Source organism: Desulfofundulus thermosubterraneus DSM 16057 (assembly GCF_900142025.1).
GTDB lineage: Bacteria > Bacillota > Desulfotomaculia > Desulfotomaculales > Desulfovirgulaceae > Desulfofundulus > Desulfofundulus thermosubterraneus.
Map to the genome: position 1 here is coordinate 41,980 of NZ_FQZM01000014.1, position 19,933 is coordinate 61,912.

Annotated in this window: 17 protein-coding genes; 12 read left to right on the plus strand and 5 right to left on the minus strand. The window is 54.5% G+C overall.

The features are described 5' to 3' along the window. Nucleotides 1-58: 58 nt before the first annotated feature. A complete protein-coding gene (gene splB / locus BUA65_RS06480; protein ID WP_072868205.1) occupies nucleotides 59-1,075 on the minus strand; it encodes a spore photoproduct lyase in 1,017 nt (338 codons plus the stop codon). A gap of 198 nt (nucleotides 1,076-1,273) precedes the next feature. Between splB and ku the strand changes: the two genes are divergently transcribed. Together ku and ligD (BUA65_RS06490) are read left to right on the plus strand one after the other, a co-directional pair. Beyond that, entirely contained in the window at nucleotides 1,274-2,143 is an 870-nt protein-coding gene (gene ku / locus BUA65_RS06485) for a non-homologous end joining protein Ku (protein ID WP_072868207.1), read from the plus strand. Between the two features lie 70 nt (nucleotides 2,144-2,213). Next, nucleotides 2,214-3,170, plus strand: coding sequence for a non-homologous end-joining DNA ligase (gene ligD, locus BUA65_RS06490; protein WP_084062115.1), 957 nt, complete (start codon nucleotides 2,214-2,216; stop codon nucleotides 3,168-3,170). Nucleotides 3,171-3,792: 622 nt separating this feature from the next. Here ligD (BUA65_RS06490) and BUA65_RS06495 read toward each other — a convergent pair. Next, nucleotides 3,793-4,128: an Hsp20/alpha crystallin family protein gene (locus BUA65_RS06495; protein WP_072868209.1), complete on the minus strand. Its 336-nt coding sequence runs from the start codon at nucleotides 4,126-4,128 to the stop codon at nucleotides 3,793-3,795. A 123-nt stretch (nucleotides 4,129-4,251) separates the two neighbouring features. Between BUA65_RS06495 and ligD (BUA65_RS06500) the strand changes: the two genes are divergently transcribed. The 9 genes from ligD (BUA65_RS06500) (at nucleotide 4,252) to codY (ending at nucleotide 14,389) form a co-directional block, all read left to right on the plus strand. Further along, nucleotides 4,252-5,187, plus strand: a complete 936-nt coding sequence (ligD, locus tag BUA65_RS06500; protein WP_072868210.1) for a non-homologous end-joining DNA ligase — start codon at nucleotides 4,252-4,254, stop codon at nucleotides 5,185-5,187. A gap of 177 nt (nucleotides 5,188-5,364) precedes the next feature. Continuing rightward, a complete protein-coding gene (locus tag BUA65_RS18050; RefSeq protein ID WP_131821470.1) occupies nucleotides 5,365-5,607 on the plus strand; it encodes a hypothetical protein in 243 nt (80 codons plus the stop codon). A gap of 86 nt (nucleotides 5,608-5,693) precedes the next feature. Next, entirely contained in the window at nucleotides 5,694-6,803 is a 1,110-nt protein-coding gene (dprA, locus tag BUA65_RS06510; protein WP_084062122.1) for a DNA-processing protein DprA, read from the plus strand. 85 nt (nucleotides 6,804-6,888) lie between these two features. Next, nucleotides 6,889-9,132, plus strand: coding sequence for a type I DNA topoisomerase (gene topA / locus BUA65_RS06515; protein ID WP_072868213.1), 2,244 nt, complete (start codon nucleotides 6,889-6,891; stop codon nucleotides 9,130-9,132). Continuing rightward, nucleotides 9,132-10,475, plus strand: coding sequence for an FADH(2)-oxidizing methylenetetrahydrofolate--tRNA-(uracil(54)-C(5))-methyltransferase TrmFO (gene trmFO / locus BUA65_RS06520; RefSeq protein WP_072868215.1), 1,344 nt, complete (start codon nucleotides 9,132-9,134; stop codon nucleotides 10,473-10,475). The genes topA and trmFO overlap by 1 nt, the downstream gene beginning before the upstream one ends. 180 nt (nucleotides 10,476-10,655) lie before the next feature. Further along, entirely contained in the window at nucleotides 10,656-11,558 is a 903-nt protein-coding gene (xerC, locus tag BUA65_RS06525) for a tyrosine recombinase XerC (RefSeq protein ID WP_072868217.1), read from the plus strand. 64 nt (nucleotides 11,559-11,622) lie between these two features. Continuing rightward, a complete protein-coding gene (gene hslV / locus BUA65_RS06530) occupies nucleotides 11,623-12,153 on the plus strand; it encodes an ATP-dependent protease subunit HslV (protein ID WP_072868218.1) in 531 nt (176 codons plus the stop codon). A 25-nt stretch (nucleotides 12,154-12,178) separates the two neighbouring features. Continuing rightward, nucleotides 12,179-13,588, plus strand: coding sequence for an ATP-dependent protease ATPase subunit HslU (hslU, locus tag BUA65_RS06535; protein WP_072868220.1), 1,410 nt, complete (start codon nucleotides 12,179-12,181; stop codon nucleotides 13,586-13,588). Nucleotides 13,589-13,603: 15 nt separating this feature from the next. Then, nucleotides 13,604-14,389, plus strand: a complete 786-nt coding sequence (codY, locus tag BUA65_RS06540; protein ID WP_072868221.1) for a GTP-sensing pleiotropic transcriptional regulator CodY — start codon at nucleotides 13,604-13,606, stop codon at nucleotides 14,387-14,389. A 63-nt stretch (nucleotides 14,390-14,452) separates the two neighbouring features. Here the strand turns inward: codY and BUA65_RS06545 are convergent, their stop codons facing one another. The 3 genes from BUA65_RS06545 to BUA65_RS06555 form a co-directional block, all read right to left on the minus strand. Beyond that, nucleotides 14,453-15,133 (minus strand): Crp/Fnr family transcriptional regulator, encoded by a 681-nt coding sequence (locus BUA65_RS06545; protein WP_114281470.1) that lies wholly within the window; start codon nucleotides 15,131-15,133, stop codon nucleotides 14,453-14,455. A gap of 79 nt (nucleotides 15,134-15,212) precedes the next feature. Continuing rightward, nucleotides 15,213-17,189 carry a glycoside hydrolase family 15 protein gene (locus tag BUA65_RS06550; RefSeq protein ID WP_072868223.1) on the minus strand — a complete coding sequence of 659 codons (1,977 nt, stop codon included), beginning with the start codon at nucleotides 17,187-17,189 and terminating at the stop codon, nucleotides 15,213-15,215. A gap of 267 nt (nucleotides 17,190-17,456) precedes the next feature. Beyond that, nucleotides 17,457-19,283, minus strand: coding sequence for an NADH-dependent [FeFe] hydrogenase, group A6 (locus tag BUA65_RS06555; RefSeq protein WP_072868225.1), 1,827 nt, complete (start codon nucleotides 19,281-19,283; stop codon nucleotides 17,457-17,459). Between the two features lie 127 nt (nucleotides 19,284-19,410). On the opposite strand from BUA65_RS06555, the gene BUA65_RS06560 reads away from it, so the two are divergent. Continuing rightward, complete coding sequence (locus tag BUA65_RS06560; RefSeq protein ID WP_072868227.1) at nucleotides 19,411-19,695, plus strand: YgaP family membrane protein; 285 nt, start codon at nucleotides 19,411-19,413, stop codon at nucleotides 19,693-19,695. The last annotated feature ends 238 nt before the right edge of the window (nucleotides 19,696-19,933 follow it).

Sequence of the window (19,933 nt, forward strand, 5' to 3'; positions counted from 1 at the left end):
GGCGGCGGCCATTCCCGGCTGTATTTGGCGGGACGGCCTGCCGCCCTTTTGTTTCGGGTTAGACGAAGTAATCGATCTTTGCCCCGGGAAACAGTTCCTCTGTTTTCGAAACGAGGGTTTCCTTTAAACGGTGCATTAACTGCGGGGCGTAAACATATTTCCCGTAACCGAACTGGCCGAACTTGAACTTTCTGTTTTCTTCATTCATGGGTAAAAAGGTATTGGGGAACAGCGTTTTTATTCTGTTTTTTGCCCGTACGGTAAACCGGTGGGTGATAAATTCAAAAGACAACACCTGGGACTCGGGGAGGGACTTCCTTATTGCTTTTAATAAATCTATGTAGTCCGTTTCCCAGCCGGGGTAGGCTATGATGGGAGCAATGATGAACCCCGTGGGATAACCAGCCTCTATAACTTTTCTGGCTGCCTTTAATCGCTGTTCCAGCTTCGGCGTCCCATGTTCAAAGGATTTTATTATTCTGGTAGTATTTACGCTAAAACGAACTGTTGTATTCCCGTTATGTTTTAAAATTAAAAGTGAATCAATCTCAGTGAATTTGGTGGCAAAGCGAAAACGGCCAAAATCCTGGGTGGCAAAAAAGAGAATGGTTTTGGCCAGTGCCCCGGTGTATTTTTCCACAGGGACCGGGTCGGAGGTGGCGGATCCTTCAAATATAGTCACTTCAGGTTGTCTTTGGACGATATAGTCCCTGGCTTTCTCTAAAATTTCTTCGATGTTGACATAAGCCCTGATGTAGGGCTTATTGGGCAGGCTGCCGAGTAAATAACAGTACTCACACTTTCCGGGGCAGGAAGTGGTCAATGGCAGCTGGTAATGGGCTGACGGTTTACAGGTTTGAAAGGTAAGAGTCCTCCTCACGCCAAATACCAGCGTTCTCTTAGCTTCCCGGTAGGCTTCTTGCGGATTTTTCCCGGGAATGCCAGTTATCCTGTTATGGGAACGGGTTACAATCACCTCAATGTCGGCCCGTTTAAATGATTCCCAGAGGGATTTACCTAAAGGATATTCCAGGGCGTCCTGTTCAAATATTACTCTATCAGGGTAAAAATTCATACCAAACCACCCCTGCCGGTACACATATGTAACTTCTATTATAACCATTTGGGCTTTCAAAAATTCCCAGGGTATACCTCACTGCTATTTACATGTCCGGCAGGACTCGCCGGATAACTTCATAATTTGTCAGTATTAAGGCCATCCTAGCTTAAAAGTGGGCCGGTAGTAATATTTTTTGTCTGGGGGTGGCGGCGTTTGCGTCCGATCTGGAAAGGGGCGATTAGTTTTGGCCTGGTTTACGTGCCCGTGAAAATGTACGCGGCTACGGAAAAAAAGGATGTAAAGTTCAACTATTTACACCATAAGTGCAAAAACCCCATTCAGTACCGGCGCTATTGTCCCTACTGCGAAGAAGAAGTTCCCCTGGAGGAACTGGTGCGGGGATACGAGTATGAAAAGGGGCGCTATGTTATTTTACGGGAAGAAGATTTTGACGCTTTGCCCGGGGGAGACGGGCACAACATTGAAATCATGGATTTCGTGGAACTGGGAGAAATAGACCCCATCTATTACGACAAAGCCTACTACCTGGCCCCCGCCGGCGGTGGGGAAAAGGTTTACGAGCTTTTAAAGCGGGCCATGGAAGAAAGCGGCAGGGTGGCCGTGGCCCGGGTGACCATCCGCAGCAAGGTGAGCCTGGCCGTGTTGCGGGTGGCCAGGGGTGTGCTGTCCATGAGCACCATGTTTTATCCCGATGAGGTACGGGATGCCGGGGCCATTGAAGAAATGCGCTACCGGGTGGAGGTGCCGGAAAAGGAACTGCAGATGGCGGTAAATTTAGTCAACAGCCTTACGGCTTCCTTTGACCCGGAGAAATATACCGATGCATACCGTCATGCGCTTATGGAATTAATCCAGGCCCGGGTGGCCGGCCGGGAGGTGGCCGAGCCCACCCGGCCGGAAGCGGCCAGGGTGGTGGACCTGATGGAGGCCTTGAAGGCCAGCATCGAAAAGGCTAAAAAGGAACGGGGCCGGCAAGCAACCGGGGATGCTCCCGGAGAACAAGAAATTGCTCCTAAAAAGCCCCGCCGCCGGGGACGCAAAAAGGCAGTTGGGGAGGCGTAAAGTTTTCCTTCTTTCTTTATTGAACAAAAGGAACGACCGCCCGAAAGGACTAACGGGGGAGGTATGCACCGTGGAGGGGCAGGCATCTCTACCACTGCTGCGGCCCATGCTGGCCACGTCATCCCGGCCCTTTGACAGCCCCGATTTTCTCTACGAAGTTAAATGGGACGGCTACCGCGTGCTGGCCTACCTGGACGGCGGTACGCTGTTGCGCTCCCGCAACTTGCGGGATATTACAGCCACTTTCCCGGAATTAAAGGAACTGCATAAATGTGTAAAAAACCAGCCGGCCATTGTTGACGGGGAAATCGTCATTTTTCAGGATGGCCGGCCATCTTTTGCCGCCCTGCAGGCCCGGGGACGGTTGGAAGATCCTATGAAGATAATGGGTATGGTCCGCCGGTACCCTGCCATTCTTATGGCTTTCGATGTACTTTATGCCGGTGGCCGTTCCCGCTTAAACGAGCCTTTACGCCGCCGCAAGGAACTCCTGGCGGAAATGATTAAGCCCGGTGACCAGGTGCTGGTGTCCGAATTTGTTTTGCATCATGGGCGGGCCTTTACTGCCGCCTGCGTTGCCCGGGGTCTGGAAGGGGCCATGGCCAAGCACCTGGACAGCCCCTACCTCCCCGGCCGGCGTTCCCCTTACTGGCGCAAATTCCGCAACACCAGGGAGGCCGATCTGGTCATCTGCGGTTACCAGGTGGGGCGTGGCCGGCGGCGTCTCGGTGCCCTGTTATTGGGTGGATACCGGGGCGAGGAGCTTGTTTACCAGGGCAAGGTAGGTACGGGGTTCAGCCGGGAGGAGGAGGAACACCTACTGGAACTGTTATCCCGCCTCGTAATCCCCCGGCCAGTTCTGCCCCTGCCGCCGGTAGAAGCCCGGCGAACCATCGCGGTGGAACCAGTACTGGTTTGCGCCGTAGAGTATCTTGCCTTAACAGCTGGTGGGCTGCTCCGGCATTGCAGCTACCGGGGTTTGCGACCGGATAAATCACCCCGGGAATGCCATTATCTTCTGGGGTAAAAAAATTTTTAACTGTCACCATTGCCGGGATTGCTCCATAATATGGTACCAAATATTGAAGGGAGGACTCCAAATGGGTTATGGTTTAACCGGTGCTTATCCGCAGTTTTCTTTCATCCTGTTCCTCATTTTGATCCTGTTGTTCTTTGGGGACGGGCCTTTCTACTACGGCAACCCCAAGTAAAGCTATCCGGTTGGATACGCGAGAGTAGATGCTTGCTTTTCCTTCCAAACTTGTAAGAAGGGGGGGGGTTAAGGTGAGCGGTTCCTATTATCCCTTTTACGGCCAGTTCTCCTTCATCCTGTTTCTGATTTTGATCTTGCTCTTCTTTGGGGATGGCATTTTCTACTGGGGTAATTCCAAGTAAAAAAACAGTCCGTGCTCAAAAGAAGGTGCACTCAGCAATGGAGTTTAAGGTGAGCGGTTCCTTTATCCCTTTTTAGCCAGTTCTCTAACATCCTGCTCTTGATCTTGCTCTTCTTCGGCAAAGAGTTCTTCTATTACGGGTCAAACGCCAGTTAAATAACTATAATGAAGGGCTGCATCCAAGGATGCAGCCCTCATTCGATGTTTAGGCCCGGAATGGATTGTGATAACCTGTTAGCTATTGCTACGCGCAGCTCACAGAAACTGGATAAAAACATTGTCATTGCTGGTATGGGGGGCCTTTTTCACCCGTACCTCCAGTAAGCCGTGGCGGTAAGCGGCCGTGGCCGTCTCCGGCCTCACGGGGCAGGGGAAATTTACTACTTGCTGAAATTCTTCTGCCGTCCCGGCAGGCAGCACCGTGGCCTGGCTTTTGGGTTCCGGGAGCCTTTTAAAACGGCGGCCGCGGATTTCCAAACTGCTGGTCCTGACCGAAAGATGCAGGTCTTCCCGCCTCTGCAATCCCGGGATCTCGACCACGGCGATGATTTCGTCACCCAGCTCATGAACGTGGGCAATGATGGTCACCATAAACACCGCCTCTGTATAGGCCTTTGTGTCAAGATATGTTCCAGGGAGGACTTTAGTGCTTTTGCCGGTCCCCCGGTTTTAGGTCGGGTGATTGAAGCCATAATAAGGTGAGGGGGTAAAAGCATGGACCAGGAGATAAGCAAGGTTTTGGGAAAACCCCTTTCCTTTACCAACCTGGACAAGATGTTCTGGCCCGGAGAAGGTTTAACCAAAGCTCATTTAGCAAAATACTACAGCGATATAGCTCCCTTTTTGCTGCCGTATATTCATAACCGCCCCCTGGTCATGAAACGCTATCCCGACGGTATCAGCGGAGAAGCTTTTTATCAGAAGGAATGTCCGGATTATGCTCCCGATTGGATTGAAACCTTTCCCGTCCACCATTCGGAAAGGGTAATTAACTACATAATCTGCAACGATCTGGCCACTTTACTTTGGCTTGCCAACCAAGCCTGCATCGAGGTGCATGCCTGGCTGTCTACACGGGACAATATTGAGTGTCCTGATATTGCCGTAATGGACCTGGATCCGGCTGAAGGAGCGACCTTCAGGGATTTATTGCAGGTGGCCCTTTTGGTGCGTCAGGCTCTGGCGGAGTTTGGCCTCCAGGCTTTCGCCAAAACATCCGGGGCCAGGGGTTTGCACTTGTTCATCCCCATCCAGCCTGCATATCCATTCCGGGATGTCGCCCGGGCCATGGAGTATATCGCCCAGTTGGTCAACCGGGCCTATCCCGCTCGGACCACCCTGGAACGCGCAGTGTCCAAGAGAAAGGGGAAAGTTTACCTGGACTTTTTACAGAACGGGCGTGGTAAAACCATGGCCTTTCCTTACAGCCTGCGCCCTTTGCCCGGCGCCCCCGTTTCAACCCCTCTGACCTGGGATGAGGTCCAGTCCCTGAACGTGAACCCGGTCGACTTTAACATAAACACTATTTTTGAGCGCCTTAAGGAAACCGGGGATCTTTTCAGAGACCTTCTGGTGCAGGAGCAAAGCCTGGATAGCATTCTGGAGATGTTGGTCAGACCTCATGGATTAACGTTGGAGACGGAAGGTTAAGATATAGCCTTCCTCTTTTCCGCTTTGTGCTGCCGGGGGGTTTTTTTGGTTCTCCGGCTCTTTTTGTGCGGGTAGGTCCCCTGTGCTTACCAGGCAGCTGTGGGTTATACCTACATTTAATGCGCCTCCCAGCTGATCTACATTAATGCTTTCCAGGTTGATGGTGAATTGTTCCACATGCATGCGGTCAACGTGAAATTTTTCTATGCGCCAGTGTTGGGATTCCAGCAGTTCTCTGAGCAGGGCAACTTCTTTTTTGAGCCGGTTCACGTCCTGTTGGAGGGGCAGAAGGGCATCTGTGCCGGTACTACGGCAAAACCTTTTTTTCATCATGGTAAAAATGTGTCTAAAAAAAGTGCCCATCTTGCCATCCCTCTGTATGCCGTGGTATCTTTTTACTACCCCGGTCAGTTCCTCTAGTATATATTCATTTGTGGTACAAACTTTCCCATTGGGGCAGGAGTTTTACCTTTCTTTCCCGAATGCCTTTTCAACTCGAGGTGAGCATGGTGGACGAGAAAATCTACTGGATGGGTTGGCAGTATCTCCTGCCCGGTAGTGCCAAACGCATTTGGAGCTTAGTGGAAAGGTTTGGATCCCCCCGGGTGGCCTGGATGGCCTCCGGAGAAGCTCTGGTCGCCAGGGGCGGTTTTGAGCCCCGGGGGGCGGCACATCTGGTACGCCGCCGCTCTGAACTGGATCTCCAGGAGGAGCTGGCCCGGTTACAGGAACAGAACATAAACTATATCACCTTTGAGGATAGTGACTATCCCCAATTGCTGCGGGTCATTTTTGATCCCCCGCCCGGTCTTTTTGTCCGGGGCACCCTGCCCCCGCACGGTGGGCAGGCGGTAGCCGTCGTCGGTTCCCGCCGGCCCACCCCCTACGGTGTGGCTGTGGCCGAGAAATTGGGCGAGGAATTGGCCCGGGCGGGGGTAACCGTGGTAAGCGGTATGGCCCGGGGGATTGATAGCGCCGCCCACCGGGGGGCCCTGGCGGCCGGGGGGCGAACGGTGGCCGTGCTGGGTTGCGGCGTCGATGTGGTTTACCCCCGGGAAAACAAGCGGTTAATGGGAGACATTATCGAAACCGGGGCGGTGATCAGCGAGTTTCCCCCCGGCTCTCCCCCCGAGGCGTGGCACTTTCCGGTACGCAACCGGATCATCAGCGGTTTATGCCGGGCCACGGTGGTGGTGGAAGCTGCGGAAAAAAGCGGCGCCCTCATTACGGCGGACCTGGCCCTGGATCAGGGGCGGGATGTGATGGCCGTACCCGGCCCCGTAACCAGCCCGCAAAGCCGCGGCCCTAACCAATTAATCAAGCAGGGCGCGCGGCTGGTCGAAGGTGTGGCCGATGTCCTGGAGGAACTGGGCATCACCTGCCTTTTCCCGGGAAAACATCTTCAGTCTCCGGTGATGCCCAGGCTTACTACCGAGGAGGAAACTGTTTACGGGATGCTGTCTGGTGACCCCGTACCGGTGGATATAATTATTGAAAATACGGGGCTGGCTGCACAGCAGGTGTTATCCGCCTTGATGTTTCTGGAAGTCAAGGGCCTGGTCAGGCAGTTTCCCGGCCGGCTCTACGCCCGGCGTGAAAGACCCGCCCGGTTCTAAAGTTCCCGGGCCTTCATACATTGTTAAAAAAGATTCGTGCGGTTAATATAATGGTTAAACCGGAAAAAAAAGAAGGTGGCCTTCTTTGTCCAAAACACTGGTTATTGTGGAATCACCTGCCAAGGCAAAGAGCATTGGTAAATTGTTAGGTAAAAAATATACCATTAAAGCTTCTATGGGACATGTGCGGGACCTGCCCAAAAGCCAGTTCGGGGTGGATGTAGAGCACGGTTTTACACCCAAGTACATCACCATCAGGGGCAAGGGAGAAATCATTAAAGAGCTTAAAACTGCGGTCAAAAAGGCCGACCGGGTGTTACTGGCTTCCGACCCCGACCGGGAAGGGGAGGCCATTGCCTGGCACCTGGCCAACGTACTGGAAATTGATGAGAACGCGCCCTGTCGCATTGAATTTAATGAAATTACGAAGCAGGCCGTGCAAAATGCCGTGAAGGCACCCCGGCCCATTGACTACAACCGGGTAAATGCCCAGCAGGCCCGCCGGATACTCGACAGGCTGGTAGGTTATAAACTAAGCCCCCTTTTGTGGCGCAAGGTCAAAAAAGGTCTTTCAGCCGGCCGGGTGCAGTCGGTGGCGGTGCGGCTGATCTGCGACCGGGAAGAGGAGATTAACGCCTTTGTCCCCGAAGAATACTGGACTTTAACGGCTGTCTTTACCCGCCGGGGAAAGGATCCCTTCGAGGCCAAATTGTACAAGATTGGGGATAAAAAGGCAGAAATAAAAAACCAGGTGCAAATCGGGGAGATCTTAAAGGATCTGAAGGGGGTCTCCTACCGGGTCGTTAAAATTACCCACAGGGAAAAAAACCGCCAGCCGGCCCCGCCCTTTACCACCAGCAGCCTGCAGCAGGAGGCTTACCGCAAGCTCAATTTCACGGCCCGCAAAACCATGATGGTGGCCCAGCAATTGTACGAGGGGCTAGAACTGGGTAAGGAGGGTCCTGTAGGTCTGGTTACCTATATACGTACCGACTCCACCCGGGTGGCCGCGCAGGCCCTTACGGACGCCCGGGCTTACATTCAGGAAAAATTCGGCCCCGAGTATGTCCCGGAAAAACCCCGGCAGGTGGCGGCCAGGGGAAGGGTGCAGGATGCCCACGAAGCCATCCGGCCCACCGCGGTGGAACGGGAGCCCGAGGCCATTAAGCACTACCTTACGCCGGATCAGTACAAGCTCTATAAATTAATCTGGTCTCGCTTTGTGGCCAGTCAGATGAGCCCGGCCATTATTGAAACCACCAGCATTGATATTACCGGGGGCCGTTACATTTTCCGGGCTACCGGGTCAGTGGTCAAGTTCCCCGGGTTTACCCGGGTTTATGTGGAATCCAGGGATGACGAAACTAAAGAGGAGGAAGGGGTTTTACCTGCCCTTTCCGAGGGGGAGGCCCTGGAAGTCAAATCCCTCACACCGAAACAGCACTTCACCCAGCCGCCCCCCCGCTATACCGATGCCACCCTGGTAAAAGCGCTAGAGGAAAAAGGGATCGGCCGCCCCAGTACCTATGCGCCCATTCTGGAAACAATTATCAAGCGGGGATATGTGGTGCGGGAGAAAAAGCAGCTTGTTCCCACCGAGTTGGGGATAGTAGTAGTAGATCTGTTGAAAAAGCATTTTCCCGATATTATTGATGTGGAGTTTACCGCTCAAATGGAGGAAAGCCTGGACCGCATAGAGGAAGGGGAAATGGACTGGGTGCGGGTGATCCAGGACTTTTACGGCCCCTTCCAGGAAACTCTCGCCCGGGCGGAAGAAAAAATCGGTCAGGTGACTGTATCCGATGAAGTCAGCGAGGAAATCTGTGAACAATGTGGCCGCAACATGGTGGTCAAAATGGGTCGCTACGGGAAGTTTCTGGCCTGTCCCGGCTTCCCCGAGTGCCGGAACACCCGGCCCCTGCTGGAGCCTACCGGGGTGCCCTGCCCCCAGTGTAAAGGCGAGCTGGTGGTGCGGCGCAGTAAAAAGGGCCGCAAATTTTACGGTTGCAGCCGCTACCCCGATTGCGATTTTGTGGTTTGGGATGAGCCCTCCGGCGAAAAATGCCCCCGCTGCGGTGGTCTTCTGGTAATCAAAAGGGGACGGGGTGAACAGGAGGAACTGGAATGTATCAATGAGCGGTGCCGGTACCGGGTCGGCAGGGAAAAAAAGGCCGGTTCCGACGGTCAAGCCGCCCGGGATGTGGCTGCCGGGAGTGAACTGGCGGAAGAAGGGCCCTTTTTCGAGTCCTGGCACGGCGATGCTTTGCTTTCACCAGCGGGAGCAAAATCAAGCCGCACTGCAAACCCAGGAACTGGAGGAAGAAGTTAATGGCCGAGGCAGTAACGGTTATAGGTGCCGGGCTGGCCGGCGCTGAAGCGGCCTGGCAGCTAGCCCGGCGGAATGTACCGGTAAAACTCTATGAGATGCGTCCGCAAAAATTTACCCCGGCTCACCATACCGGCTTTTTTGCCGAACTGGTTTGCAGCAATTCCTTAAGGGCTGCGGCCCTGGAAAATGCCGTAGGCCTGTTAAAAGAGGAAATGCGCCGGCTGGACTCCCTGATCATGGCCTGTGCAGATAAACATAGGGTGCCGGCCGGGGGTGCCCTGGCCGTGGACCGGGAAGGTTTTGCTCGGGCAGTTACAGAGATCCTGGAAAACCACTCCCTGGTGGAGGTCTGCCGGGAAGAAGTTGCTGACATCCCCCGGGAAGGCATAGTGGTTCTGGCTACCGGTCCCCTGACCTCGGAGGCCATGTCCAGGTCCCTGCGGGATTTAACCGGCGTAGAGTATCTTTATTTTTACGATGCGGTGGCGCCCATTGTCACCCGGGAGTCCATTAATTTCGATAAGGTCTTTTGTTCCTCCCGTTACGGCAAAGGGGAAGGGGAATACATCAACTGTCCCATGACTAAAGAAGAATACGAGCGTTTTCAAGAAGCCCTGGCCACTGCCGAAAGGGCGCCTCGCAAGGAGTTTGAAAAGGAAGTTAATTTTGAAGGCTGTTTGCCCATTGAAGTCCTGGCGCGGCGGGGAAAGGATGCCATGCGCTACGGCCCCCTCAAGCCCGTTGGTTTAATTGACCCCCGCACGGGCCGCCAGCCCTACGCGGTAGTCCAACTGCGCCAGGACAACGCCGCTGGTACCCTTTATAACCTGGTGGGGTTTCAAACCCACCTCAAGTGGGACGAACAAAAACGAGTTTTCCGCATGATCCCGGGGTTGGAAGAGGCGGAATTCGTCCGGTTCGGCGTGATGCACCGCAACACCTATGTCAATTCGCCAATCCTGCTTTATCCTACATTTGAGTGCAAAAAACGGGCTGGGCTTTTCCTGGCCGGACAGATGACCGGGGTGGAGGGCTACGTGGAGTCGGCTGCTTCCGGGTTGATGGCCGGTGTCAATGCCGCCCGGCTTTACCGGGGTCAGCAGCCCGTGGCTTTTCCTCCAGAGACGGCCCACGGTTCCCTGGCCCATTATATTACCAGCGCGGACCCGAAGCATTTTCAACCCATGAATGTTAACTTCGGTTTATTCCCTCCCCTGGATGAAAACATCAAGGACCGGCGCAGGCGCAACCTGGCCCTGGCCCAACGGGCGCTGGAAACGCTGGAAGGATGGAAGAAGGAAGTAGATACCCATGACGTTTTCATTGCCACCAACAGAGGATAGAATGGCCGCCGTTTTGTACGAAACGAGCGACCTTGCCCCAACACTCACTGCAACCAGAGTTCTCTGAGGGGATGAGTGCTGACTATATACTGTTTAAATGCCTGCCAGGTACCTACACCCGGTGAGTGCTGGGGAACGGAGCGAGCGCGTGCGAACGGCAGGCAAGTAGGAGTGAACCGTTTGTACCCATACATAGACAACTTTATCTACTACCTTCAGCTGGAAAAGAACGCCTCCCCCCATACGCTGGATAACTACCAGCGGGATCTCTTCCAGGGGCTGGATTTTTTCGCCCGGGTTCTGGGAAAACCCGACCACCTGGTTTTGCCCGAAGACATCAATCGCCAATTGCTACGGGCTTTTTTAGCCCACCTGCAGTCCCAGGGGTTTTCCCGGGCCACTATTGCCCGGAAGCTGGCCACCTGGCGTTCTTTTTTCCGTTATCTAACCCGTGAAGAAGTAATACCGGCCAATCCTACCAGTCACCTTTCTTCCCCGAAAATTGAACGTAAGTTGCCCCGGTTTCTCTTTGCCGATGAATGCCGGGTCCTGGTTGAGGCGCCCCCGGCTGACACTCCCCTGGGCCGGCGGGACCGGGCACTGCTGGAAACCCTTTACGCCAGCGGCGTGCGGGTGGGGGAGTTGGTGGCTTTGAGCCTGGATGACGTGGATCTGTCGCGCGCCTGTATAAGGGTGGCCGGTAAAGGAGCCCGGGAGCGGCTGCTGCCTATTGGTGCGTTTGCAGTACGGGCCCTGGAAAATTATCTTTTAGCTGGCCGGCCGGCACTGGTAACTGCAAGTTCCGGGGAGGCCCTCTTTCTCAATTACCGTGGTAAGAGGCTTTCGGCACGAGGGGTAAGGAAAATAATCGATAAATATGTCCACCAGATATGCCTGGAGCGGCAGGTGAGTCCCCACGTGTTGCGCCATTCCTTTGCCACCCACTTGCTGGACAATGGGGCCGATTTGCGGTCCGTACAGGAACTCCTCGGACACGCAAGCCTGTCCACCACCCAGATATACACCCATGTTACCAGAGAGCGATTAAAGGAAGTTTATCGCCGTGCCCATCCCAGAGCCTGAAGTTGCATTTTAGAACCGGGAAGTATACAATAATGTGTTGATGCCTGATGAAGGGAAGGTAGATATGTTTCATGCCACAACTATTGTAGCGGTCCATAAAGATGGCCGGGTAGCCATGGCCGGGGATGGCCAGGTGACTTTAGGCCAGCATACTATATTGAAGCACCAGGCGAAAAAGATCCGCCGCCTGCACAATGACCGAGTCATTGCCGGTTTTGCCGGTTCCGTAGCCGATGCCTTCACCCTTTTTGAAAAGTTTGAGGGTAAGCTGGAAACCTATTCCGGCCAGCTTCAGCGGGCCGCCGTGGAACTGGCCAAGGAATGGCGCATGGATAAGTTTTTGCGCCGCCTGGAAGCTCTTCTGGTGGTAGCCGACCGGCGGCACCTGCTCGTCCTTTCCGGGGGTGGGGAGGTTATTGAGCCAGATGACGGGATTGCTGCCATTGGTTCGGGAGGTCCCTACGCCCTGGCTGCCGCTAGAGCTCTGGCTAAGCATACAGCTCTTTCCGCCGGGGAAATCGCCCGGGAAGCCCTGTTGATTGCCGCAGGAATTTGCGTTTACACCAACGACAATATTACCGTGGAGGAGCTATAATTTTATTTTTAAGGAGAGAGCAGGGATGGAAAACCTTACTCCACGCCAGATTGTAGCCGAGCTGGATAAATACGTGATCGGGCAAAAAGAGGCCAAAAGGGCGGTGGCCATTGCCCTGCGCAACCGCTACCGCCGCAGCCGCCTGCCCAAGGAGCTGCGGGACGAGGTGGTGCCCAAGAACATCCTGATGATTGGCCCTACGGGAGTGGGTAAAACGGAAATTGCCCGCCGCCTGGCCAAACTGGTAAAGGCCCCCTTTATCAAGGTGGAGGCCACCAAATTTACGGAAGTGGGTTATGTGGGCCGGGATGTGGAGAGCATGGTGCGCGACCTGGTGGAAACATCCATCCGCATGGTGCGCCAGGAAAAAATGGAGAAGGTAATGGATAAGGCGCAGAAGATGGCCGAAGAACGCATCATCGAGCTGCTTGCCCCCATGCCTCGCCAGGAAACACCCCGCAATCCCTTGGAAGCCATTTTGGGAAGCGCCTTCGGCAGCGTGACCCGGCAAGGCGGGGAAACCGATTCCATGCAGGAAAGCCGTATTAAGCGGGTACAGTTCGAGCGGGAGACCCTGCGCCAGAAGCTGGCCCGGGGCGAGCTGGAAAACGAATACCTGGAAATCGAAGTAGAAGATAACACCATCCCCACCCTGGAGGTGTTCACCGGTTCCGGGGTGGAAGAATTGGGCATCAACATCCAGGACGTGCTGGGGGGGATTTTCCCTAAAAAGAAACGTAAGCGCAAGGTAACGGTGGCCGAGGCCCGGAAAATACTTACCCAGCAGGAGGCACAAAAGCTGATCGATATGGACGAAGTGACTACTGATGCCGTGCGCCGGGCGGAGGAGCACGGAATCATCTTCCTGGACGAGATCGATAAAATTGCCAGCCGGGAAGGGGGAGCCGGCCCTGATGTTTCCCGGGGCGGGGTGCAGCGGGACATCCTACCCATTGTAGAAGGTTCAACGGTGATGACCAAGTACGGGCCCGTGAAAACCGACCACATCCTTTTTATTGCTGCTGGGGCCTTTCATATGGCCAAACCTTCGGATCTCATCCCCGAACTTCAAGGGCGTTTCCCGATTCGTGTTGAATTGTCAAGCCTTTCAGAAGAGGATTTTCTGCAAATTCTTACTGAACCGGAAAATGCCTTGATCAAACAATATACGGCCCTTTTAGCTACTGAGGGTCTTAACGTGAAATTTTCACAAGATTCTCTTGTCGAAATCGCAAAAATCGCTTATACTGTAAATGAGCAAACCGAAAACATAGGTGCCCGGCGGTTACACACGATTATGGAAAAGTTGTTGGAAGATCTGTCCTTTGATGCACCGGAGTTGCAGGGACAAACAATTACCATCGACCGGGATTATGTCCAGCAAAAACTAGGCGACATAGTAAAAAACGAAGATCTGAGTCGCTACATCTTATAGGAAAGGAGTGCAGGCATGCGCAATCTTCTGGAAAAAACCCGTGCTTTGAATAAACTGCTGCAAAAGTCCGCCGGTTACCCGGTAGATTATAAAGAAATGGCCGCCACCTTGAGTGAAAATATAGGCTGCAGTGTCTATATAATCGACCGGCGGGGTAAAGCTCTGGGTTATGCCTTTATGAAAGGTTTCAGCTGTGAGATCATGCGTGAAATGGTGGAGTCCCCCGAGGGTTTCCCCGAAGAATATAATGAATACCTGTTGCGTATTAACGAAACACAGGCCAACTTTTGCCAGACTGTAAATGCATGCGTGTTCAATCACAACCAGCGCTGCAAGTTCAACAATAAGGTAACCACCGTGGTTCCCATCGTGGGAGCCGGTTCTCGCCTGGGAACCCTTATCCTGGCAAGGTTTGGCGCTAACTTTACCGACGAGGACTTAATCCTGGCCGAGTACGGGGCTACCGTAGTAGGAATGGAAATCCTGAGGGCCCGGGCCGACCGCATGGAAGAAGAGGCCCGCAAGCGGGCTGCCGTGCAGATTGCCCTGGGTACCCTGTCTTACTCCGAACTGGATGCCGTGCAGCATATTTTTGAGGAGCTGGACGGGGACGAGGGATTGCTGGTGGCCAGCAAAATTGCCGACCGGGTAGGCATCACCAGATCGGTAATTGTCAACGCCCTGCGTAAGTTTGAAAGCGCCGGGGTGATTGAATCCAAGTCCCTGGGTATGAAGGGCACCTACATTCGGGTGTTAAACGACAGACTGCTGGAGGAACTGGAAAGACTCAAGCAGCATTAAAAAAGTGAGTAGTTAGGGAATGAAAACCACAGCTTTTTGAGGCTGTGGTTTTTTTCTGATCAATTAAAGCCAGGTTTTTAAACGTTCCTTAAACACCACAATGCCCTGGCGGGTTACGGTAACGGCCTTATCCCGGCGTAATTCACCAAGGATACGGTTGGCCGTCTCCCGGGAGGTGCCTACCAGGTTGGCCAGTTCCTGGTTGGTCAGGGGCATGGTTATGCGGATACCGTTTCCTTCCGGTTGACCGTGTTCCCGGGCCAGCTCCAGGAGCACACTGGCCAGGCGGCGGGTGGTATCCTTTAAGGCCAGCTCCATTATCTGCCGCTGGGATACCCTTAAGCGCCGGGTCATAATCTTTAGCAGGGCCAGGGCGATGGAAGGGTTTTTCAGAATGAGCGCGTCCATGTCCCGGTTGCGGATCAGCCCTACGTGGGCATCTTCCACCACTTCGGCGCAGGCCGGGTATTCCCCGCCATCAAAAAGGACCACTTCCGCAAAAACTTCGCCCGGGTTGATATAGTGCAGGATATGTTCCCGCCCTTCCTCATCTTGTTTGTAGATTTTGACCCGGCCGGATTTTAAAAGGTACACCGCTTCCCCGGGCTCTCCCTCCATAAAAATAATATGCCCTTTGCGGTACTTTCTGTTCAGGATTAAGCGGGCAATTTCCGCCAGTTGCTCATCGGAGAGCCCGGCAAAAAGGGGAATGTTTCTTAACTGCTCTATTTCTCCCCGCAACATAGCTCACCTCTTTTGTAAATACCCTAAAACGCTTCGTGCAAAACCTCTCTGTTGGTGTCGTTGAAAGCGTCATCTACTTTTATTTCGCAAACGAAAGTTTTCCCTGCAGGGCGAGGTGGAGGAGGATAAACATGGCGTGGGACCAGCCCAGAGGTATTACCCAGGCCGGCCCCCCCCGTTCCTTGTCCACTTGTTCAGGCAAAAGGCCGGTGGGGCCGGCATTATCCAGTGCCCAGCGGTAAAGGGCGCGGGCAGTATCCTGTTCGCCCCGCAGGGCGTGGACGATTCCCAACCAGAGGGTGGTTAATACCCAGGGGTTTCCGCCGCGGTAACCGTCCCATTCATAGCGATGAATGCCCCCTACCCGGTTGTTGCCCAGTACCCGGGCTATACTTTTTATGGTTTCATCCATTAAGGGATGTTCGGGTTCGAGGACCCCAAAGGGGAACACCAGGCCTAGAACGGCGGAGTCAATGCGGGTGTCCTTTTCTACCCAGTAAATTTCATACAATCCCGAGGGTTCCTTGTCCTTCCAGGCCTGTTCGCCCCGGTCCAGAGCACACTGGTAATCGTAGCAGCTAACCCGGCGGTTGATCCCCCGCAGGAAGCACTGCCGGTCGGGATTCCAAAGGTGGGTGAGAATGGATTTCCGTACGGTTTCCGCTGCCTCGTTCCATTTTTTTGCTTTTTCGGGTGCGCCTGTGCTTTTGGCCAGGGCCGCTGCGCCTGTCAGTCCCCCGTAGATTGCTGCCGCCGCGTAGGTGCTCTGGATGAAATTGTCTTCCCATAGATCCAGTCCCGGTTCGGGCAACCCGTTTGGGGAAAGGTGTTTCACCAGGTAAGCAGCACCTAAAAAAGTTGAAGGCCATATTTTTTGCAAGAATTCCCTGTCCCCGGTCAGTTTGAAGTGGTGGTGGTAACCCCACAAAACCGCGCCTACCTGGTCGATTTGTTTTCCCCAGGTGGGAGCCCAAAAGCCATTGGTAAAGTAGCGCTGCTGCCAGCTTCCATCGGAATCCTGCACCCGGGCGGCGAAAAGGTAAAAATCCCGAGCCTCCCGGTGATAGCCGGCCTCGTCCAGGGCCAGGGCTGTGTACATACCGTCCCGGGGCCAGCAATAGCCGTATCCGCCGCAGCCGGTATAAAAGGGGTCGAATTCGGGGGCCGCAATGCTGCCGCCCGTTTCCCGGTTGGTCAGGAGTTTTAAAACCATCAGGGACCGGCGAAAAGCGCCGTGTTCTTCCCCCTGTTCACCCGATAGGGGCCGGTGTTCCAACCAGCGTTCCCAAAAACCGGCCGTTTCTTCCCGCCACTGTTGTCCCGATTTAGCTGAAACCCTGGAGAGCAGCTCAAGAACGGCAGCTTCACTGGACGCGGCGGCCAGGTAAAGGGTCAATTCACGGGTTTCCCCGGGCATAACCTCTCCCATTTCCCAGGCCACGGCTCCGGCACCGGCGCGCAGGGTGGAAGAATCACCGTAAAACTCGCCCCGGCTGGCCGGTCCAAGAGGATCACCGGGGGTGTCCCGGCGGCCGGTATGATACCCCACCAGGGGGTAACCCGGGGCCCTTAAGGCCAGAAAAATGTTGCGGCGGAATTGGATTAGCGTCTGGTGGGTTAACTCGAGGTACATGGTATCGTAAAGAGCTGATTCGTCAATGAGAAAGGTGCAGTAGACCACTAAATTAAGAGTGCGTGCCCGGTCGGAAAGATTGGTCATCCGGTACTGGCGGGCAAGGACATCTTCTTCGGGTAGAATAAAGTCGGCCTGTTCCACTAAAAGGGCCACGTCGTCCCGGCGCCTGCAGGTAAGAACCACGGGAGTTTCGTTCAGGTAATGCTGTTCGCCGTGCCAGGGGGACTCATGCAGCCACCAGACCCCTTCCGGGGTGGGGGCGGTTTGGCGGATACCTACGATAAACTGGCCGAGATGCTGTGCCTGGTCAATGTGCGGCCAGAACAGACGGTAAAGCTCCCCGGTATTTTTAATGGTAGCCAGCATGCGGCCGTTGCCAATGACGGCGCCGGGGAGGAGGGGTAATAGCTTGCGACGCATGGAATAACCTCCGCAAAATATTTTACTGCGCTGGATTACAGGGCTTCAAATACTGCCATAAAAGTGTAGGGTGTTCTCTTCTATTTTCGTCCTTGTACTGGCAGGCCTGAAGGTAGCAGGAAAACTATTGCAAAGGGCATAAGGCGGGGTCTTCCCCCGATATTTATAGTTTACCGGTCCGTCCTGCGCCTGACAACGAAAAATCCCGGTATTTTAGCCGGGTGTTATGGAAGTCAGGTTTTATGCCCGGGATGACCCCTTTACTCTCTAATGCAACAGGCGGTGATTGGTTCTTTCCCGGGGAGTATAACGGGTGTGCAGAATCTCTTTGGCCTTTTCGCTCAATGGGTGACCGAGAAATTCCCGGTAAATCTGTTGTACCGCCGGGTTTTCGTGGGCGCGGCGAAGCTTTTTATTTAAATCTATTTTATACAAAGCCTGGGCCCTTTGCATGCGTCGCTCCACCATGTTTGTTTCCCGTCGGTTAAGGCGTCCCCAAATGGGCTGGCCGCCTCCGCCCACGCATCCTCCCGGGCAGGCCATGATCTCGATAAAATGAAATTTTTCCCCCCTCTTAATCCGCTCCAGCAGGCGGCGGGCGTTCCTGGTGCCATGGGCCACGGCCAGGCGCAGGGTTTGGTTCTTTAGTTTAAGCCGTGCTTCCTTGATGCCACGCAGGCCGCGAAATTCCCGGAATTCCAGCCGGGTGGGCAAATCCTTGCCCTCCACCAGGGCATAGGCGGTGCGTATGGCTGCTTCCATGACTCCCCCGGTGGTGGCAAAAATAACGCCGGCTCCGGTGGACAACCCCAGGGGCTGGTCGAATTCTTCAACTGCCAGTTCATCAAACCGGATGCCCGCCTGGCGGATCATCCGGGCCAATTCCCTGGTGGTCAAAACGTAATCCACATCCCTTAAACCCCGGGTAACCAGTTCGGGACGGGCGGCTTCAAATTTTTTAGCCGTACAGGGCATTACCGCCACGACCACCATCTTTTTGGGATCCAGGCCTTCTTTTTCCGCATAATAGGTCTTGGCCAGGGCGCCAAACATTTCCATAGGGGATTTACAGGTGCTCAGGTTGTCCACAAATTCGGGATAGAAATGTTCGCAGAATTTCACCCATCCCGGGCTGCAGGAAGAGATCAGGGGCAGTTTGCCGTGCCCTTTCAGCCGCTCCAGCAGTTCGTGGGCTTCTTCCACAATGGTCAGGTCTGCGGCCAGTTCGGTGGTAAAGACCCGGTCAAAACCCAGGCGCCGCAGGGCGGCGGCCAATTTGCCCCGCACTACCGTTCCCGCTCCCAGGCCAAAGGCTTCTCCCAGAGTGACCTGGATGGCCGGGGCGGTCTGTACCACCACAAATTGATCAGGGTCCTCGATAGCCCGCCACACCTCGTCGATGTATTCCCTTTCGGTGAGGGCGCCGGTGGGGCAAACCATTACACACTGACCGCAGCTAATACAGTTTACCTCGCCCAGATCCTTGTTGAAGGGTGGGCCGATAACCAAATCAAAACCCCGGTTGCGCGGGCCCAGGACGCCGACACCCTGTATCTCCCGGCAGACTGCCTCGCAGCGGCGGCACCTGATGCATTTGTTGTAGTCCCTGATAATAAAGGGATTTTTATTGGCTATGGGATAGCGGCGTCGTTCTCCGGTAACCCTTACCCTGCGGATACCCATTTCATCGGCCAGACGCTGCAGCTCACAGTTGAGATTGCGTACACAGGTGGGGCATTCTCCTCCGTGTTCTGAGAGCAACAGCTCCACCACCCTTTTCCGGGCCCGCCTGGCCCGGGGGCTGTGGGTGTATACCTTAATGCCTTGGCTGGCCGGGTAAACGCAGGAAGCCTGTAAAGCCCTTCTGCCGTTGGCTTCCACTTCCACCAGGCAGACCCGGCATATGCCTGCTTCGTGGACACCCGGCAGGTAGCAAAGGCTGGGGATATCGATACCTTCGGAGCGGCAGATCTCCAGCAAATTCATCCCCTTGGGTACTTCCACCGGCCGGTCGTTAATCCAGATTCTGACCTTTTCCTCCTCCGGCTGGGGGACGGGTTCGCAATGACCGGCGGGTATTGGGGCTGTTTCCACGCATCTTCCCCTCCTTGGTGGTTATGCGGCGGTTTCAATTAACCTTAGTGTTTAACCGGGGCTGTTTTTTAATGCGTTTCGCATAGTTTGTTTTCCCGGCGTGCAAGCTAAAGGCGAGGTGAATAGCATGCGGCTAAAACAAAACGTAGGTCCCACGGACCGGCTGGCCCGCATAGTCGGGGGTGCAGCGGTGGCTGTGCTGGCCCGGCCGCCCTTGTTAAAGGCGTTGGGTATTTACTGGGCTTTGGAGGGATTAGTGGGTTACTGCTTATGGTATGATCTCATGAACATAAGTTCCTTGCCGGAAAAGCGACGGAAGCCGGGGGAGGAAGATTTCCCCATTGCCGGGGGAGCTACGGATAATGGTGCGGGTATTTTAACGTTTTCACGGGATATGGCGGAATCAGCATAATTACCCCTTGTCTGGAAGAACATTTAGTGTTATACTGATTTTGGATAAGGAGGTCTTTTGTACATGTTGCTGGCGAGCATGATCAACGGCATGACTACCATGACCCGGTCGGGCATGCAAATGCGCGACCTGTTTGTCATTGCCTTTTTCTCGCCTGCAACCTGATGGTTTGTCCCAAGTTTACTTTAGCTGACAGGACAAGGCCACCCGGTTGGGGTGGCCTAAAATTTTTTATCCG

Excerpts from the sequence above, each read along its gene's own strand:
- hslU (WP_072868220.1), top strand. The coding sequence starts at position 12,179 with ATGGAAAACCTTACTCCACGCCAGATTGTAGCCGAGCTGGATAAATAC.
- BUA65_RS18050 (WP_131821470.1), top strand. The coding sequence starts at position 5,365 with ATGCATGCGGTCAACGTGAAATTTTTCTATGCGCCAGTGTTGGGATTC.
- dprA (WP_084062122.1), top strand. The coding sequence starts at position 5,694 with ATGGTGGACGAGAAAATCTACTGGATGGGTTGGCAGTATCTCCTGCCC.
- BUA65_RS06560 (WP_072868227.1), top strand. The coding sequence starts at position 19,411 with ATGCGGCTAAAACAAAACGTAGGTCCCACGGACCGGCTGGCCCGCATA.
- BUA65_RS06550 (WP_072868223.1), bottom strand. The coding sequence starts at position 17,189 with ATGCGTCGCAAGCTATTACCCCTCCTCCCCGGCGCCGTCATTGGCAAC.
- BUA65_RS06495 (WP_072868209.1), bottom strand. The coding sequence starts at position 4,128 with ATGGTGACCATCATTGCCCACGTTCATGAGCTGGGTGACGAAATCATC.
- codY (WP_072868221.1), top strand. The coding sequence starts at position 13,604 with ATGCGCAATCTTCTGGAAAAAACCCGTGCTTTGAATAAACTGCTGCAA.
- ligD (WP_072868210.1), top strand. The coding sequence starts at position 4,252 with ATGGACCAGGAGATAAGCAAGGTTTTGGGAAAACCCCTTTCCTTTACC.
- trmFO (WP_072868215.1), top strand. The coding sequence starts at position 9,132 with ATGGCCGAGGCAGTAACGGTTATAGGTGCCGGGCTGGCCGGCGCTGAA.
- BUA65_RS06545 (WP_114281470.1), bottom strand. The coding sequence starts at position 15,133 with ATGTTGCGGGGAGAAATAGAGCAGTTAAGAAACATTCCCCTTTTTGCC.
- splB (WP_072868205.1), bottom strand. The coding sequence starts at position 1,075 with ATGAATTTTTACCCTGATAGAGTAATATTTGAACAGGACGCCCTGGAA.
- hslV (WP_072868218.1), top strand. The coding sequence starts at position 11,623 with ATGTTTCATGCCACAACTATTGTAGCGGTCCATAAAGATGGCCGGGTA.